Source organism: Halomonas sp. DP5Y7-2, assembly GCF_019802025.1.
GTDB lineage: Bacteria > Pseudomonadota > Gammaproteobacteria > Pseudomonadales > Halomonadaceae > Halomonas > Halomonas litopenaei_A.
The window spans coordinates 322,612-338,422 of record NZ_JAHVHY010000003.1 but is presented as its reverse complement, the minus strand read 5'-3'; the positions used below and the strand labels follow the sequence as shown (position 1 = coordinate 338,422).

Annotated in this window: 13 protein-coding genes; 6 read left to right on the top strand and 7 right to left on the bottom strand. The window is 62.4% G+C overall.

What is annotated here, in order from left to right; genetic code table 11:
• Positions 1–45: 45 nt before the first annotated feature.
• From KUW18_RS05065 to gmk, 3 genes are all read right to left on the bottom strand, one after another.
• Positions 46–2,178 (bottom strand): RelA/SpoT family protein, encoded by a 2,133-nt coding sequence (locus KUW18_RS05065; protein WP_206942015.1) that lies wholly within the window; start codon positions 2,176–2,178, stop codon positions 46–48.
• Positions 2,179–2,241: 63 nt separating this feature from the next.
• Positions 2,242–2,502, bottom strand: a complete 261-nt coding sequence (gene rpoZ, locus KUW18_RS05060) for a DNA-directed RNA polymerase subunit omega (RefSeq protein WP_206942013.1) — start codon at positions 2,500–2,502, stop codon at positions 2,242–2,244.
• A gap of 215 nt (positions 2,503–2,717) precedes the next feature.
• A complete protein-coding gene (gene gmk / locus KUW18_RS05055; protein ID WP_206942011.1) occupies positions 2,718–3,350 on the bottom strand; it encodes a guanylate kinase in 633 nt (210 codons plus the stop codon).
• 150 nt (positions 3,351–3,500) lie between these two features.
• Here gmk and KUW18_RS05050 point away from each other — a divergent pair, with 150 nt between their 5' ends.
• The gene (locus tag KUW18_RS05050) at positions 3,501–4,190 is read left to right on the top strand and encodes a lysophospholipid acyltransferase family protein (protein WP_222560946.1); all 690 of its coding nucleotides are present in this window, start codon (positions 3,501–3,503) and stop codon (positions 4,188–4,190) included.
• On the top strand, positions 4,183–5,139 hold the full coding sequence (locus KUW18_RS05045) for a phosphatidate cytidylyltransferase (RefSeq protein ID WP_222560945.1): 957 nt from the start codon (positions 4,183–4,185) through the stop codon (positions 5,137–5,139). Before KUW18_RS05050 ends, KUW18_RS05045 begins: the two co-directional genes overlap by 8 nt.
• A 134-nt stretch (positions 5,140–5,273) precedes the next feature.
• On the opposite strand, the gene KUW18_RS05040 is transcribed toward KUW18_RS05045, so the two are convergent.
• Positions 5,274–6,497, bottom strand: a complete 1,224-nt coding sequence (locus KUW18_RS05040; protein ID WP_222560944.1) for an MFS transporter — start codon at positions 6,495–6,497, stop codon at positions 5,274–5,276.
• A 593-nt stretch (positions 6,498–7,090) separates the two neighbouring features.
• Between KUW18_RS05040 and KUW18_RS05035 the strand changes: the two genes are divergently transcribed.
• The 4 genes from KUW18_RS05035 to KUW18_RS05020 all read left to right on the top strand — a co-directional run bounded on the left by KUW18_RS05035 (position 7,091) and on the right by KUW18_RS05020 (position 11,695).
• Positions 7,091–8,590, top strand: coding sequence for a M28 family metallopeptidase (locus tag KUW18_RS05035; protein WP_222560943.1), 1,500 nt, complete (start codon positions 7,091–7,093; stop codon positions 8,588–8,590).
• A 41-nt stretch (positions 8,591–8,631) separates the two neighbouring features.
• Positions 8,632–8,937 (top strand): hypothetical protein, encoded by a 306-nt coding sequence (locus KUW18_RS05030; RefSeq protein ID WP_222560942.1) that lies wholly within the window; start codon positions 8,632–8,634, stop codon positions 8,935–8,937.
• Positions 8,938–9,061: 124 nt separating this feature from the next.
• Positions 9,062–10,675 carry a zinc metalloprotease gene (locus KUW18_RS05025; protein ID WP_222560941.1) on the top strand — a complete coding sequence of 538 codons (1,614 nt, stop codon included), beginning with the start codon at positions 9,062–9,064 and terminating at the stop codon, positions 10,673–10,675.
• Positions 10,676–10,753: 78 nt separating this feature from the next.
• Positions 10,754–11,695, top strand: coding sequence for a RimK family alpha-L-glutamate ligase (locus tag KUW18_RS05020; RefSeq protein ID WP_222486893.1), 942 nt, complete (start codon positions 10,754–10,756; stop codon positions 11,693–11,695).
• A gap of 21 nt (positions 11,696–11,716) precedes the next feature.
• Here the strand turns inward: KUW18_RS05020 and hpaI are convergent, their stop codons facing one another.
• The 3 genes from hpaI to KUW18_RS05005 form a co-directional block, all read right to left on the bottom strand.
• Positions 11,717–12,541, bottom strand: coding sequence for a 4-hydroxy-2-oxoheptanedioate aldolase (gene hpaI, locus KUW18_RS05015; RefSeq protein ID WP_222560940.1), 825 nt, complete (start codon positions 12,539–12,541; stop codon positions 11,717–11,719).
• Between the two features lie 180 nt (positions 12,542–12,721).
• A complete protein-coding gene (locus KUW18_RS05010; RefSeq protein WP_222560939.1) occupies positions 12,722–13,996 on the bottom strand; it encodes an alpha/beta fold hydrolase in 1,275 nt (424 codons plus the stop codon).
• 107 nt (positions 13,997–14,103) lie between these two features.
• On the bottom strand, positions 14,104–15,570 hold the full coding sequence (locus tag KUW18_RS05005) for a peptide MFS transporter (RefSeq protein WP_222560938.1): 1,467 nt from the start codon (positions 15,568–15,570) through the stop codon (positions 14,104–14,106).
• Positions 15,571–15,811: the final 241 nt, after the last annotated feature.

Genomic DNA, 15,811 nt, shown 5'->3' with positions numbered 1-15,811 from the left:
GTGGCGAACGGCCATGGGATTCATGGCCTGTTGGCGCCACCCAGGTCAGTTGCCGAGACGAGAAATCTTGCCGATATGGGAGAGATTACGCAGTCGCTTGATGATGCGCGCCAAGTGAATGCGATCCCGCACAGAAAGCGTCAGATTGACGATGGAGAGACGAGCGTCTCTCTCTTCGATACCAATGCGCTCGATGTTGGCGTCGGCATCGGTGACCAGTCCGGCCAGTTCGGCCACCAGACCGCGACGACTCTCGACCTCCAGGCGCAGTGCCACCTGGAAATCTTCATCAATGGTGTCCGACCAGTTCAGGGTGAACAGCTTTTCCGGATCGCTCTTCAGCTCCTGCAGATTGCGACACTCGGAGCGATGTACCACGATGCCCTTGCCCACCGATAAGTGGCCGATGATCGGATCGCCCGGTAGCGGATAACAGCAGCGCGCAAACTTGATCACCATGCCTTCCACGCCACTGATAGTGACGTTGGAGCTGTCGCTGCTGTCGCGATTCTGCGTGATCCGCTCGCCCCGCTGCAGCTCCACCAGGCGCCGCGCGATGACGTGGGTCATGCGGTTGCCAAGCCCGATGGCTTCCAGCAGATCGGACTCGTTCTGGATCTCCATTTCCTTGAGCAGGCGGGCCATGACGTCGTCACCCAGATCTTCCAGGTGTACCTCGAACTCCATCAACGCCCGGGTCAGCAGGCGGCGACCAAGCTGCACGGCTTCGGTGTGCTGTTGGTGCTTCAAGGCGTGACGAATGGCCGAGCGGGCCTTGGCCGTGACCACGAAATTGAGCCAGGCAAGGTTAGGCTTGCCCCCAGGAGAGGTGATGATCTCCAGCGTCTGGCCGCTTTCGAGGCGGGTCGACAGCGGCGCCAGGTGACGATCGATGCGACAGGCGATGCAGGTGTTGCCGATCTCGGTGTGTACCGCATAGGCAAAGTCGATCACGGTAGCGCCCTGGGGCAGCTCCATGATGTCGCCCTTGGGGGTGAACACGTAGATATCGTCCGGGAACAGGTCGTTCTTGACGTGCTCGATGAACTCCAGGGAGTCGCCGGCATGGCGCTGCATCTCCAGCAGGCCCTTGACCCATTCGCGGGCCCTGGCACGGCTGCCCTCGGCAATCGGATGCGAGGTCTGGCCTGCCTTGTAGAGCCAGTGGGCAGCGATGCCGTTGTTGGCCATGGCTTCCATTTCACGAGTGCGGATCTGCACTTCGATGGGCATGCCGTTGGTGCCGAACAAGGTCGTGTGCAGGCTCTGGTAGCCATTGGCTTTGGGGATCGCGATGTAGTCCTTGAAGCGTCCGGGTACCGGCTTGTAAAGGTTGTGCACCATGCCCAGGATGCGATAGCAGCTGTCGACATCGTCGGCGATGATGCGAAAGCCGAACACGTCCATGATCTCGGCGAAGGACTTTCGCTGGTCGCGCATCTTGCGGTAGATCGACAGCAGATGCTTCTGGCGACCGATGACGGTGCCCTTGAGCTCGTGCTCGTCGAGCCGCGTCTGCAAGGCGTTCTGCACCTGGCGAATGGCGGAGCGACGATTGCCACGGGCGCTGGCCACGGCACGCTTGATTCGCTCGGCCCGCATCGGGTGGATAGCCTGAAAGGACAGGTCCTCGAGCTCGACGCGAATGGTGTTGATGCCAAGGCGGCTGGCAACGCGAGCATAGATTTCCAGGGTTTCCCTGGCGATGCGACGCTTCTTGTCAGGTCTGAGCGCACCGAGGGTGCGCATATTGTGCAGACGGTCGGCCAGTTTGACGATGATGACCCGGATGTCCTGGGACATCGCCAGCACCATCTTCTGGAAGTTCTCAGCCTGGGCGACGGCCTTGTCCTCGAAGGTGATCTGGGTCAGCTTGGATACACCGTCGACCAGGTCGGCCACGGGCTCGCCGAACTGTCTGGCCAGGGCCTCCTTGGGGACGCCGGTATCCTCGATGACATCGTGCAGCATGGCCGCCATCAGACTCTGATGGTCCATGTGCATGTTGGCGAGGATATTGGCCACCGCCAAGGGATGAGTCACATAGGGTTCACCGGAACGCCTGCGCTGGCCGTCATGGGCCTGTTCAGCGTAGTAAAAGGCACGCCTGACCTGCTGGATTTCCTCGGCGGGCAGATAGCCTCCGAGTCGGTCAGACAGATCGTCGATGGTGAACATGTGGCGTGCCCCGACTGCGTGATGAGGACCCCGTGGGATGGCCAACGGCCATCCCCGGCGCGATCATTCCTCGGAGGGCGAGGCGTGAGAGTACTCGGGACGGAAGCGGCTGGGAGCCTCGACCGGCTCGTCCAGTACGCTGTCATCGATCAGGCCGTCGGCGATTTCACGCAGGGCCATGACCGTGGGCTTGTCGTTTTCCCAGGGCAGCAGGGCATCGCGGGAGCCGCGGGCCAGCTGACGGGAGCGCTGGGTGGAAATCATCACCAGCTTGAAACGGTTCTCGACATGTTCCAGACAATCTTCGACGGTAACTCGCGCCATTGGGCCCTTCCTGATCTGACAGACAGTGTGTCGGGCAGGTGCTGGCCTTTCGCGGTCGGCGAGACGGACTATGCCCCCGCCGACGATTGCGCCCGGGGGTTGCACCTGCGAAGTGACAGGCTAGATTACTCGAGTCACGCCGCTTCTGACAAGACGCTGGACGGTCGTTGCAGTGCCGAACCGCTTGCCCAACGGCGTGGTGGTGAGGAGGTACCTCAATTGTGTGGCTGCGTATCGGTCAACAGCGCTTCGAGCAGGGCAGCATGACGCTGATTCTGGCGCGGGGTCGCCAGGCGCTGGGCGACGACCAGTGCACGCAGTTCGTCCAGCGCCGTGGTGAAGTCGTCATTGATCACCAGGAAGTCGTATTCGTCATGGTGAGACATTTCACTGACGGCTTCACGCATGCGCGCGCTGACGACCTGATGGTCATCCGTACCACGGCTCGACAGGCGACGCTCGAGCTCTTCCCGGGAGGGCGGCAGAATGAACACCGAAACCGCGTCCGGCATCTGCGCCCTGACCTGACGAGCGCCCTGCCAATCGATCTCGAGGATGACGTCCTGACCTGCGGCCAACAGGGTTTCCACGGCGCTTCGCGAGGTGCCGTAGCAGTTGTCGAAGACCCGTGCGTGCTCGAAGAAGTCGCCCTTGTCGATCATGGCGTCGAAGGTTGGCATGTCGACGAAATGGTAGTTCACGCCATCTACCTCGCCCGGTCGCTTGGCTCGGGTCGTATGCGAGACCGATACCTGAATGCCGTCGAGGCCCTCGATCAATTCGCGCACCAGGCTGGTCTTGCCGGCGCCGGAAGGGGCGGAAATGATGAATAGCGTACCTTGGGACATGGGCGGGGTCTTCACCTGAGGGATTCGGAACAGAGAGTGCAATATGAGGGCAACCGAGGGCCCGAAGTATGGCACAGTTGCCGTCCGGGCTGCACCCGTCGACGCCGGAGAGGGAGATCTCGCACGCGGTGCCTGATACAGGGAATGAACATGAAGAAACCCTCTTGGAGGGCGTCATTGACGGGCATGCTGATTCGCCTGTTCGCACGCCTGGTGACATCGCCACGGCCAATCTGGTCGGGAATCGCGCCGATAGCGCGCCAGCGGCTGTATTACGCCAATCACTCCAGTCATGGCGACTTTGTCTTGATCTGGACCACCTTGCCGCCGCGCCTGCGAGCGCGAACTCGCCCGGTGGCGGGGGCCGACTATTGGCTGGCGTCGCCGCTGCGCCGCTTTTTGATTCATGAGGTGTTTCAGGGCGTGCTCATCGCGCGTCAGCGCAAGACAGACCAGACGGCGACGCAGCCACAGGGAGACCCCCTCGAAGACATGGGCGCTGCACTGGCAGCAGGCGACTCCTTGATCCTGTTCCCTGAGGGCACGCGTAACACCCGTGAGGATGGCATGCTGCCGTTTCGTTCCGGGCTTTATCACCTGGCCCAGCGCCATCCCGAGGTCGAACTGGTACCGGTATGGATCGATAACCTCAACCGGGTGCTGCCCAAGGGCGAGGTGGTTCCCCTGCCCCTGCTGTGCACCCTGACCTACGGGGCACCCCTGCCGCGTATTGATCACGAGAGCCGCACAGACTTCCTGGCGCGTGCCCAGGAGGCGCTGATGGCGTTGGCGCCGAACGCGCAAGAAGCATCGCTCCAGGGAGGCGCGTCGCATGAATGACATGGTGATCCCCGCAGGCCTGGGAACGCTGCTGGCGGCGATTGCCGGCATCCTGGTGGTCGCGAGTACCATCGGTTTCGTGTTGGCGAGGCGTTACTCCCCTGGTGGGGAGAACGAGGTGATCGAGAACCTCAACCAGCGTATTCGTTCCTGGTGGCTGATGGCGATACTGATGGGCATCGCCCTGCTGGGCGGACGAACAGGCGTGGTGCTGCTGTTCGCCTTTGCCTCCTTCTCCGCGCTGCGCGAATTTCTCAGCCTGATTCCTTCTCGACGCGCCGATCACTGGGCGTTGGCGCTGGTGTTCTTCGTGGTGCTGCCCGTGCAGTACGTGTTTATCTGGCAGCAGTACTACGGCATGTATTCGATCTTCATTCCGGTGTATGCCTTCTTGCTGCTGCCGGTTGTCGCCGCGATCAGGGGCGATAGCCATGGCTTTTTAGACCGAGTCAGCGAGGTGCAGTGGGCCTTGATGGTGTGCGTGTTCTGCGTATCGCACGTGCCCGCATTGCTGACGCTGGATATTCCCGGTTTTGAAGGGCGCAATGTCCTGCTGATTGCCTTTCTTATCGTCGTCGTCCAGCTCAGTGACGTGCTGCAGTACGTGTGGGGCAAGCTGATAGGTCGGCGCAAGATCGCCCCACGCTTGTCCCCATCGAAGACGATTGAAGGGTTTGTCGGAGGGGTGGCGAGTGCCACCCTGGTCGGTGCCGGACTGGCCTGGATGACCCCGTTTACCTTGCTCCAGGCGGCCTTGCTGGCACTGATGATCGCGTTGCTGGGCTTCGTTGGAGGGCTGGTGATGTCAGCGATCAAGCGTGATCGCGGGATCAAGGATTGGGGACACCTGATTGAAGGGCATGGTGGCTTTATCGATCGCCTGGATTCAGTGATCTTTTCCGCGCCCATCTTCTTTCATGTGGTGCGCTACTTCTGGTCTGTCGCCTGAGCTGACTCGCTACCTCTGCCTTGTGGGCGTCATGACGACAGCGCCGGTCCTCAGGGGACCGGCGCTGTCGTATGAACCACCCGGCGGAGCGGGTCGGGAGTGTGCCCGGCCGAGATCGTCGGTCGGTCGCCGCCTCAGGCGTTGTTGTCGGCCGCCTGCGCCCGTGCGGCACGACGGGCGTCGCTGCGTTTTTCTGCCCGCAGCCCCAGCATGAACACCACCAGGCCGCCAAACGCCAGCCCTGCACCCACCAGGCCACTGGATGACCAGGGAGCGCCCGCCTTGATGGCCACACCACCGAGATAGGCACCCAAGGCATTGGCACAGTTGAACGCAGCGTGGTTCATCGAGGCCGCCATGGTCTGAGCGTCGCCGGCGACGTCCATCAGGCGGGTCTGCAGGGCAGGCCCCAGCGCCATGCTGGTGCCGACCAGGCCGACAAACAGTATGCCGGTGTAAAGGTTGTTGGCGGCAAAGTAGAAGGCGGCCTGGACGACCAGACACCACAGCAGGATTCTGGGCACCGCTTTCATCAAGTGGCGATCGGCGGCGCGTGCACCCACCAGGTTGCCGATGATGCCACCGATGCCGAAGATCGCCAGGACCCAGGGTCCGATGGACTCGGGCATGTCGGCCTGGGCGCGCAAGGTGGGGACCACGTAGCTGAAGACCGAGAACATGCCGCCAAAGCCGATGCTGGCAACGCCCAGAGTGTAAAGCACGCGTTGTTTCACCAGGGCTGTCAGCTCGCGCTTGGGACTGGCCTTGACGTCATGGGGCTGGCGCGGCACGAACAGCCGGATCATGCCCATGGTAAGGAAGGCGATGACACCGACCGCATGAAAGGCAAACTGCCAGCCCATCCACTGACCGGCCCAGGTCGCCAGGGGGGCGCCGATCACGATGGCACTGGTCAGACCCAGCATGACACGACTGATGGCCCGCGCTCGCTCCTCGACCGGGACCGCGGCGGCGGCGACCAGAGCGGCGACGCCGAAATAGGCGCCGTGGGGCAAGCCCGCAATGAAGCGCAGCCCGACGAAGGGCCAGAAGCTGGTGGCCAGGGCGCTGGCGATATTGCCAATGGCGAAGACCAGCATCAGGCAGATCAGCAGTGTACGCCTGGGCACCCGTGCCGCCAGCGCCGAGATCAATGGAGCGCCGACAACCACGCCGAGGGCATAGGCGGAAATCGCGTAGCCCACGTCAGCGGAACTGACCGACAGGTCCAGAGCGACCCGCTCCATCAACCCCATGATCACGAATTCGCTGGTACCGATGCCGAAGCCACCAAGGGCAAGGGCGAGCTCCGCCAGGCGAGGATGCCGTGCACGAAGATTGGTGATGGAGATTGCCATGGGACCTCCCGACAAACGAAAACGATCCCGACGGGATGTCGAGATCGTAAATTTACGACGAAAGTATAAAGCAACTAACAGGCGTGTTCTACCGTCTGTAGGGTCCTTTCTCGGCGACAATGATGACAATATTCTCGAATATGCCGACCTTTTGTCGCCAGTACGCCGGTGGTGGCAGGCCTGCGCAGAGCGCACAGCTGGCGATTTCATCGCTGATCAGATTCGGAGCTTTACTACATGAACGGCACGACCTGGCCTGGACGAGACCTTCACTCAGCTTGGTGTGTCCTTAGGTGAAAAAGTTTCATCTCTCGCCAGCCCACTGATTTTCTGTGCACTTTTTTCTCAGGGAACTGGCACCACCCGGTGTGGATGATCCGTTCACTCAGATGATTCGATGATGATCAAAGAGTTACGGATAGGTGCCTGAGGTTGCTGGAGCCAGGGCAGCCACAGACGGTTGGCCGTGAAACAACTACCTTGATAATCCATTACGCTGCGGCTAATTCCGCTGAAGAGGGTTCTGCCGGTGAGCGGGACCGTCTCGTTCTGGCGCATCGTCCCTGCTGCTGATGGCAGCAAAGGGTGACTCCATGAAGGTGATACTGAGGCAAACGATAACGTCTTCTTCCGCTCGCGCCAAACCGCTGACAGTAGCGGGAGTCTGGCGGGTGCAGGCGGGAGGTCAGCAGTTGTTGGTCGCGCCCAATGCGCGCTGGCCGGCGCTGCGTGCGACGCTTGATGACAGTACTGGCGATAGTACTGGAGATAGTACTGGCGATAGTACTGGCAATAGCGCCGACGTGCAGGCGGTGGATGTCGCCCGAGGGAGCCTGCACGGTGTCTGCCAGAAGGGCCGGCTGTTTCAGCAGCAGTATCCTGACGTGCCGGTACTGCTGAATGCGGGCCGCTATCTGGTGGTCGACCTGGACCGAGCCACGGCGCGTCAGATCAACGCTGGGCTCGATGACCATCAGGAGCCGTGTTTTCGCCTGTTTCCGCTGAACAAGGACACTGTTCTGTTCCATCAGGCCAAGCCCACCGCGGTTCCTGAGACTCGCGCCACGTCGCTGACTGCCCTGGTGAACTCGGCCTCGCGTTCACGCTATGACCAGTTGATCAGACAGCTGGTGTCCTGGCCCACTCGGCATTCTACCAGCGCCAGCTATGGCGAGGCCGCGGATTGGGCGGAAGGCCAATTTGCTGCTGCGGGTTTGTCCTGTTCGCGTCAGACCGTATCGATCCCGACAGGGGGCACCAGTAGCAATGTGGCAGCCGCGCTGGCAGGGGTTGGCGCCCATCCTCGGCATTGGCTGGTCGTGGCGCACCTGGACAGCGTCAATCATCAGGGAGGACCGTCGGCGCCAGCTCCGGGCGCCGACGACAACGCCAGCGGATCGGCGGCGGTAGTGCTGATGGCCGAGGTGCTGGCTCAGCGCCAGTTCGACGATGACATCAGCTTTGTCCTGTTCGGTGGGGAAGAGCAGGGGCTGCATGGTAGCCGTCAGTGGGTCGCGGGACTGTCGAGTAGCGAGCGGCAACGGATCGCGGGCGTGGTCAATATGGACATGATTGGTTCGGTCAATGCGACGCCTCAAGCCGTCCTGCTGGAAGGCGCGCCGCTCAGCCAGGACATGCTCGATGGACTCAGCGCCGCGGGAGCGCAGTTTACTGATCTTGAGCTGCAGGTCTCGCTGAATCCCTTCGCGAGTGACCATGTGCCCTTTATTGATGCTGGCATTCCGGCGGTATTGACCATTGAAGGTGCCGATGGAGCCAACGCCAATATCCATGGGCCTGGTGACGTGCTGGCCACGGTCGATATCGACTATGCGATGAAGATCTTCAGCATGAACCTGGCCTTTGTGGCCGAACGCGCCGGGCTACGGTCGTCGATGCAGCCCCCCGCGCCGCTGCCGCTATGTGTTTGCCGCGGCGACGAGCGCCATCATCGGGGGGACCCGTGGCGTCACTTCGAGGCCCACCGGCAGGCGCTGCTGGCGCAGTACCGTCGTCTGCAGGCGTCGGCACAATGGCATCCGTCCCTCGACGCCGGGTGGCAATGGGCCTTGGCGACGAAGGTCTCTGCATGACCGCGCTGGAGCGTAGAACAACACCTCATAAGGAGGCAGCCATGACGATGCCGCTGTGCGGAGACTGGGTGGAAGTGAAGGAGGAGGGAGTGAACGGCTGCATGATTCTGCGCCATCCCGATTCACCGGCGATCGCCCCGTCGCGCATGCCTCGTCGGCGGCTTTGCCTCCACCCTGATGGCTCTGCCGAGTGCTACAGCGGCAGCGCATCCGACCGGCCCTGTCGTGATGCCACGGGACATTGGCAGCAGCAAGGACAAAAGCTGCAGCTGACGTTGCCCGGATGGGAAGGCGATTACGACATTGATGCAGTGGAAGAGGACATTCTGATCATCACCAAGCGATAGGCTCCTGGCGCAACCCGCCCGAGGCGAATGGGAAGAGCGTTGTGGGGCCGCAGGAGGCCAGCCTGCCGCTGGCCAATGAGTCCGTACTCACAACGCTGGCCTCCTGGCTGGCGGGGAGCAAGTCATGTCTGAAGAAATGAACCATCCAAGAGGATGTCGCTGCTGTGGCACCATGGCGCTGCACCGGCGCCTGCTTGACGAAGACCCAGGGTACGCCCGTCGCCGGGCGCGCATCGAGGAGCACGCCTTTCGTGCCATGCGTGGCACCATGGCACAGCGTCCGGGATGCACGCGCATACCGGTGGTGGTGCACGTGGTCTACAAGACCGATGCCCAGAACATTTCCAGAGAGCAAATCGACAGCCAGATCGAGATCCTCAACCAGGATTTCCGCAAGACCAACGCCGATATCTCCAGCGTACCGGCGCCGTTCGCCCCTTTGGCGGCGGATGCCAGACTGCTGTTTGTCCTGGCCACCACCGATCCAGACGGCAACGCCACCGACGGCATCACTCGCACCCAGACCGAGGTCAGCGGGTTCTCGGGGGATGACAAGGTCAAGGCCGACGCCACCGGCGGCAAGGATGGCTGGCCCTCTGATGAGTACCTCAATATCTGGGTCTGCCCGCTGAGCGGAGGTCTGCTCGGCTATGCCCAGTTCCCGGGAGGCCCCGCCGCCACCGACGGCGTGGTCGTGACCTACACGGCCTTCGGCAACATGGGCACCGCCCAGGCGCCGTTCAATCTGGGGCGTACGGCCACCCATGAAATCGGCCATTGGCTCAATCTGTTCCATATCTGGGGGGATGACGGCACCGGCTGTTCCGGCTCGGACTTTGTCGACGATACGCCCAACCAAGGCGGCGCTAACGTGGGCAAGCCCAGCTTTCCCAAGGTGTCCTGCGACAACGGTCCCAACGGCGACATGTTCATGAACTACATGGACTACGTCGATGACGACACCATGGTGATGTTCACCGAAGGCCAGGTGGCACGGATGCAGGCCTGCCTTGACGGACCCCGCAGCGCCATCGGCGAGACGGTGTCCTGTACGCCGGTATTGCCCAAGTTCCCGCCTAAGGACAGCCCCAAGGAGCTGACCAAGGAGATCGTCAAGGAGCTGGCCAAGGACCCGATCAAGGACCCGGCCAAGGAAACCGGCAAGGAGCTGCCCAAGGATCGCCCGAAGGAGGTGATCAAGGATTTTCCCAAGGAGGGACCGAAGGATGGTGGCAAGGATCTGTTGAAGGACGGCATCAAGGAGCCGCCGAAGGAGCTCAGCAAGGAAAAACCCAAGGAGCTGCCAAAGGACCTGGCCAAGGACAAGCCCAAGGACCTGGCCAAGGATCCAGGCGTCGACCCTGGCAAGATCAAGCCGCTGGATCCCCCCAAGCAGGTCTACGAAGCCCCTGGCAAGGCCCTGCTCGAGGGCGGCAAGCAGGCCTTCGAGAATCCGCAGCCCGGCGGCTGGGGCAGTGTACCGGTGCAACCCGCCATGCCGGTGCAGCTTGGTACGCCGCTGCAGCCCTTCGTGCTGGCGACCGGCCAGCCTCCTGCCGGAGCGTCATTGAAGCCGCCCACCAGTGACGGCGCAGACAATGGTCAGGCGCTGCTCGCTGAGTACGCGCAAATGCTGGCGTACTACGCTCAGCTTCACCAGATGGGCATGCTCGATCAGCAGGGGATGATGGCCTGGCAGCAGGCCTGGGAAGCCTACCTCCAACTTGGCGGCCAGTAGCTCCCGTTCACATGGCGAGCGTCACCCTGGCGCCCGCCATGTTTCATGTAGCGGTCTCATTGCCCATGGGAGCTTTCCATGATTCTGATCCTGTCCTTTGCCGACAACACCCACGTCGAGCGTGTGCTGGAACATCTGCATTCACCGGTGGACGTCATCGACGTCGCCGACTTTCCCCAACGGCTTGGCATTCTCGCCTACGCCGGTGCCAGCGGCGACAGCCTGTGGTTGACGCTGCCCGATGGTCGGCGTCTGGCACTGGATGAGGTGCGCTCGGTGTGGAATCGACGTCTGCGCCCCTTCGACCTGGACCCGGCGTTGGGCGATGGCACCGAGCGCCTGTTCGCCTGGTCTGAAACTCAGGAAGCGGTTCAGGGCCTGTGGTACGCCATGGACGGCTTCTGGATGAATGATCCTCTGGCCGACGAGCGTGCCCAGCGCAAGCTTGCTCAACATCGACTGGCCCACCGGCTGGGGCTGGAGATACCCGATACCCTGATTACCAACCGTCCGGAGGCCGCCGCGGAATTTGTCGGCCGACACCTGGAGGGTGGCGTGGTGCGCAAGGCCTTTCGCAATATCGTCGAGGCCCCGCGAGAGACCTTGAAGGTCGGTGAGGCCGAGATCGCCCAGCTCGATGCTGTGCGCCTGGCCCCGGTGATCTTCCAGGAATATATCCCGCTGGCGCTGGATATTCGGGTCACCGCCGTGGCCGGCGAGATGTTCGCCACCGCCTTTGAAAGCGAACCTCAGTATGAGGTCGACTACCGCAGCGGGGTGGGCAGCGCCAGGGTGTTTGCCTATACCCTGCCGGCCGAGGTGGAGACAGGCCTCAGGGCACTGATGAAGGCCTTCGGCCTGGCCTACGGCGCCATCGACCTAAGGGTCACACCCGAGGGACGTCACGTCTTTCTCGAGGTCAACCCTGCCGGCGAGTACCTGTTCGCCAGCGAGCGCACCGGCCAGCCCATTCCCCAGGCCATCGCTGCCGCCCTGGAGCGTGGCGGCGGCGAGTGGTAGCCGTCAGGACTCCTGCGAACGTCAGTAGGGACCATCGGCGGAAGAGGGGGAAGCGGGGCCGAGCGAAAAATCAGCCGCCCGCTGTCGTACCGCTTGCATCAGCAGGCTGACGTCCAGCCCGACAGCTACAAACTGGGCACCAAGGGCCAGGTAGTGCCTGGCCTGATCCGGGTCACCGGTCAGCACACCGGCAGCTTTGCCGCTTTGCTTGACCCGCGTGATGGCGGTGTCGATGGCTGCTTGCACCTCGGGGTGGGACGCATTGCCGAGATGACCCATGGAGGCAGCCAGATCAGCGGGACCGATGAATACGCCATCGACACCATCAACGGCACAGATGGCTTCGAGGTTATCCAGCGCCGTTACGCTTTCCGCCTGAACCAGCAGGCAAACCTCGTCATTGGCGTGCTGAAGGTAGTCTTTGCGGGCGCCCCAGCGGGAGGCGCGAACGATGGGTGAGGCTTCTCCGCGGATGCCCTGTGGAGGGTAGCGGGTGGCCGCCACGATGGCGCGGGCTTGCTCCGCCGTGTCGACCATGGGCACCAGCAAGGTCTGTGCACCGATATCCAGTACTTGCTTGATCAATGCCGTTTCGCCCTGCACCACTCTTACTACCGGGTGGCCACCGGCGGCCGTCACCGCCTGCAGTTGGAAAAGCAGTGAACGCAGGTCATTGGGGCCGTGCTCGCCATCTACCAGCAGCCAGTCAAAGCCTGCACTGGCGCACATTTCAGCGCAATACGGGTCGCCCAGCGATAGCCACAGGCCGATGCGATGATGACCCTCGGCCATCGCGACCTTGAAGGGATTACCCGCCGAGGGGGCGTGCCGTGGAGTCGTTGTCATTGTCGGTGTCCTTTCGAGCGTGTGAGCAGCGCTGACGCGATGGCCATTTATCTGCCTCTGTGTGCCGATACTCTTACGCGAATTGCCACCTCATCGCCAGCACACGGTCTAGCGTAGTCATCCCTCATCCCTCATCCCTCATCCCTCATCCCTCATCCCTCATCCCTCATCCCTCATCCCTCATCCCTCAGCCATCGACATCAGGCGGCGCAGCACCGTCGGATCCTGGCGCAGGCCATCGTGCTCGTACTCGTTGGTGATCCAGTAGCGCAGGTGGGGAATGGCCTTGGCGGTGGCCAACGACAGTTCGGCGTCCACGTACATGTCGTCGAAGCAAATCAATGCCATCACCGGGACCTGATTGGCGGCCAGTTGGTGGCGATCATAGAAGGGATGGGACAGGCGGCGCTGTGCCAACCGGTGTACGGCGTCGCGAAACGGCCTGAGGGCCTGGATGTCGTCGAACATCCAGGGGTAGATCATCTCGCCGGTCAAGCTGAGAGGACGCCGCGTTTCGTCGAAGATGTCGCCGCGCTGGCGTTCGGCGGACCAGTCGCAGGTGCCCTCGGGGCGGGCGTAGATATTCTCGTGAATGGCGGCAAACAGCGGGTTCTCGTCAAACCCGGTCAGCGTCATCACCTCCACCAGGAAGTGATGATTGAGGTGGCGACGGTCATCATCGCTGAAGGCTTCTTCCAGCAACCAGTGCAGGCGCTCGGCACCGTCACCCATGCCGAGCATCAGGCCCAGGCTCTGCAAGCGGCGGACGCTGAACGGATCACCATTGGGCAGGCGCACATCGTGGTCGAGCAGGTGATCGGCGATGGCATCGAGCTGGTCCTTGTCAGCCGGAAAGCGCGCCAGATAAGCGTCCAGCTTGGCCGCCACCCGCCGATGGGTACGTCGATAGACCTCGTCGGGGTCGGCTTCGATGGCAGGGAGCCCGCCGGTGATATAGCACCTCTCGAGTCCCTGAGGCGCATAGGACAGGTAGGTCAGTGTAAGGAAACCGCCGTAGCTCTGGCCCAGGGTCGCCCAGCGCGCCCCTTGATAGCGAGTCTTGCGCAGGTGCTCGAGATCCGCCACGACCGCGTGGGCATCGAAGCAGGCCAGATAGTCCGCAGCGGCTTCGGCATCGTGGAAGGCGGCCATGATGTCGCCGGTGATACGCGAGCTACGCCCCGTACCCCGCTGATCCGGCAGGATCACCCGGTAGTGCTTCAGCGCCTCGTGCAGCCAGCCAGGCCCATGGGCTGTGGGGCGGGGAGACTTGCCCCCCGGCCCCCCCTGGAGAAACACCAGCAGTGGCAGATCCTCATCCTGACGCTGTGCGGCAGAGACCTCGCGATAGAACAGGCTGAGGGTGTCGCCGTTGTCCGGGTGGGACCAGTCAAGGGGCACGGTCAGTCGATGGTCGGTGATATGCAGGCCCTGGATGGCGTGGTCGGTCGGCATGTTGGTTTCCTGCGTCCTGAAGCGATGCAACAACCGGGCGGCGATGGCCGCCTGGCACGTCGTGTGCGGAGTGTGTCCCCTGTGGCCGGGGCGGGGCGAGGGCAGACTCAGTCGGCGCCGCGCATCGCCCGGCGGATGAAGGGCAGGCAAAGAGCCAGCAGCAGGGCGCTACCCCCGCCAATCGCCGCCATGGCGATAAAGTAGCCGACTTCGCTGTCCTCGGTATAGAAAGCGCCCAGCTTGCCGCCGGCAGCGAAGCCAAGTGACAACGACAGGAAGAACAGCGCCATCATCTGAGTCTGGAAGGAGCGCGGCGCCAGTTTCGTGGTCACCGACAGGCCAATGGGGGACAGGCACAGTTCAGAGGCGGTGAAGCCCAGCAGCAACAGCACCAGCATGATCAGGGGCATGCTCGAACCGTCCTCACCGAGAAACGGCAGGTACCCCAGGAAGGTCGCACCGATGATGGCCATGGCAATGACGAACTTGCCGGCAGACGAGGGTTGGCGTTTGCCCAGCGTCGTCCACAGCCAGGCAAAGACACCGGAGAACAGAATGATGGTCAGCGCCTGTACCGATACCAGCCAGCCAACGGGAATCTCCCAACCGAACACGACGCGATCCACGCGCTGGTCGAAGAAGGCAGTGATCACGGTATAGGACTGGCTGTAGAGCGCCCAGTAGGCGGCACTGGTCAGAAACAGCGGGATAAAGGCCAAGACTCGGCTGCGCTCTTCGCGGGTGACCTGTGACGAGCGCAGGATGGTGGCGAAGTAGGCGACAGTGGCGACGGCAATGATGGCCAGCATCACTTCGGACAGGTTGTTGGCGCGTACCAGCCCGCCCATGGTGGCTACGACCAGAACGGTGATCGCGATCACCGCCATGACCAGATAGCGTTTGAGGGTCGTGGGCGCGACAGGGTTCGGGGCGACCTTCTGGTCATCCGGCAGGCCCTTGCGACCCGCGGTGTACTGGGCCAGACCGATGGCCATACCGACCGCTGCGATACCGAAGCCGACATGAAAACCGGCCTTTTGCTGAAGCAGCCCGGTCAGCAGAGGGCCGACGAAGCCACCGATATTGATGCCCAGATAGAAGATCGAGAACCCTGCGTCTCGCTTGGGACTGCCCGCTTCGTAGAGCGCGCCCACCAGCGCCGAGCAGGTGGCCTTGACCCCACCGCTGCCCAAAGCGACTAGCATCAGGCCTGCTGTCACGCCGTAGACCCCTGGCAGGATCGCCAGGGCAATATGGCCGAGCATGACCACGATGCCGGAGTAGAACAGGGTGCGCTCAGCCCCAAAGACCCGGTCGGCTAACCAGCCACCAAGAATGGTCGCCAGATACACCGAGCTTCCGTAAGCGCCGACGATGCCGATGGCCACCGATTGATCCATCGCCAGGCCACCACGGCTGGCCTCGTAGTACAGGTAGATCAGCAGGATCGCCTGCATGCCATAGAAAGAGAAGCGCTCCCACACCTCCATGCCGAACAGGGTGGCCAGTGGCCAGGGATGGCCGAAAAAACGGCGCTCTTTGCCGGAATTCCCGGCAGGGTTGGAGGTTTCCATGGAGTAACTCCCGATGGTTAGCAATATCGAACGGATAATGCGCAATGACGTGGTGAAAACCCTAAGGTTTGTCACGCGTCAGCGCAAAGTTCGTGTCCCTAGACGGCAAAGCTTCGCCGCAAGGTCGCAAATGCTGCCGACGCCGCAACACCGCTGGACGTCAGGCGCTAACGCGATGGGTTGCCTTGGGTAGAAAGAATGTTCTACTCTTCGTAGTAGAATATTCTTTCTACCACGAAGA

Coding starts and splice junctions, on each gene's coding strand:
- KUW18_RS05065 (WP_206942015.1), bottom strand. CDS start 2,178: ATGTTCACCATCGACGATCTGTCTGACCGACTCGGAGGCTATCTGCCC.
- rpoZ (WP_206942013.1), bottom strand. CDS start 2,502: ATGGCGCGAGTTACCGTCGAAGATTGTCTGGAACATGTCGAGAACCGT.
- gmk (WP_206942011.1), bottom strand. CDS start 3,350: ATGTCCCAAGGTACGCTATTCATCATTTCCGCCCCTTCCGGCGCCGGC.
- KUW18_RS05050 (WP_222560946.1), top strand. CDS start 3,501: ATGAAGAAACCCTCTTGGAGGGCGTCATTGACGGGCATGCTGATTCGC.
- KUW18_RS05045 (WP_222560945.1), top strand. CDS start 4,183: ATGAATGACATGGTGATCCCCGCAGGCCTGGGAACGCTGCTGGCGGCG.
- KUW18_RS05040 (WP_222560944.1), bottom strand. CDS start 6,497: ATGGCAATCTCCATCACCAATCTTCGTGCACGGCATCCTCGCCTGGCG.
- KUW18_RS05035 (WP_222560943.1), top strand. CDS start 7,091: ATGAAGGTGATACTGAGGCAAACGATAACGTCTTCTTCCGCTCGCGCC.
- KUW18_RS05030 (WP_222560942.1), top strand. CDS start 8,632: ATGACGATGCCGCTGTGCGGAGACTGGGTGGAAGTGAAGGAGGAGGGA.
- KUW18_RS05025 (WP_222560941.1), top strand. CDS start 9,062: ATGTCTGAAGAAATGAACCATCCAAGAGGATGTCGCTGCTGTGGCACC.
- KUW18_RS05020 (WP_222486893.1), top strand. CDS start 10,754: ATGATTCTGATCCTGTCCTTTGCCGACAACACCCACGTCGAGCGTGTG.
- hpaI (WP_222560940.1), bottom strand. CDS start 12,541: ATGACAACGACTCCACGGCACGCCCCCTCGGCGGGTAATCCCTTCAAG.
- KUW18_RS05010 (WP_222560939.1), bottom strand. CDS start 13,996: ATGCCGACCGACCACGCCATCCAGGGCCTGCATATCACCGACCATCGA.
- KUW18_RS05005 (WP_222560938.1), bottom strand. CDS start 15,570: ATGGAAACCTCCAACCCTGCCGGGAATTCCGGCAAAGAGCGCCGTTTT.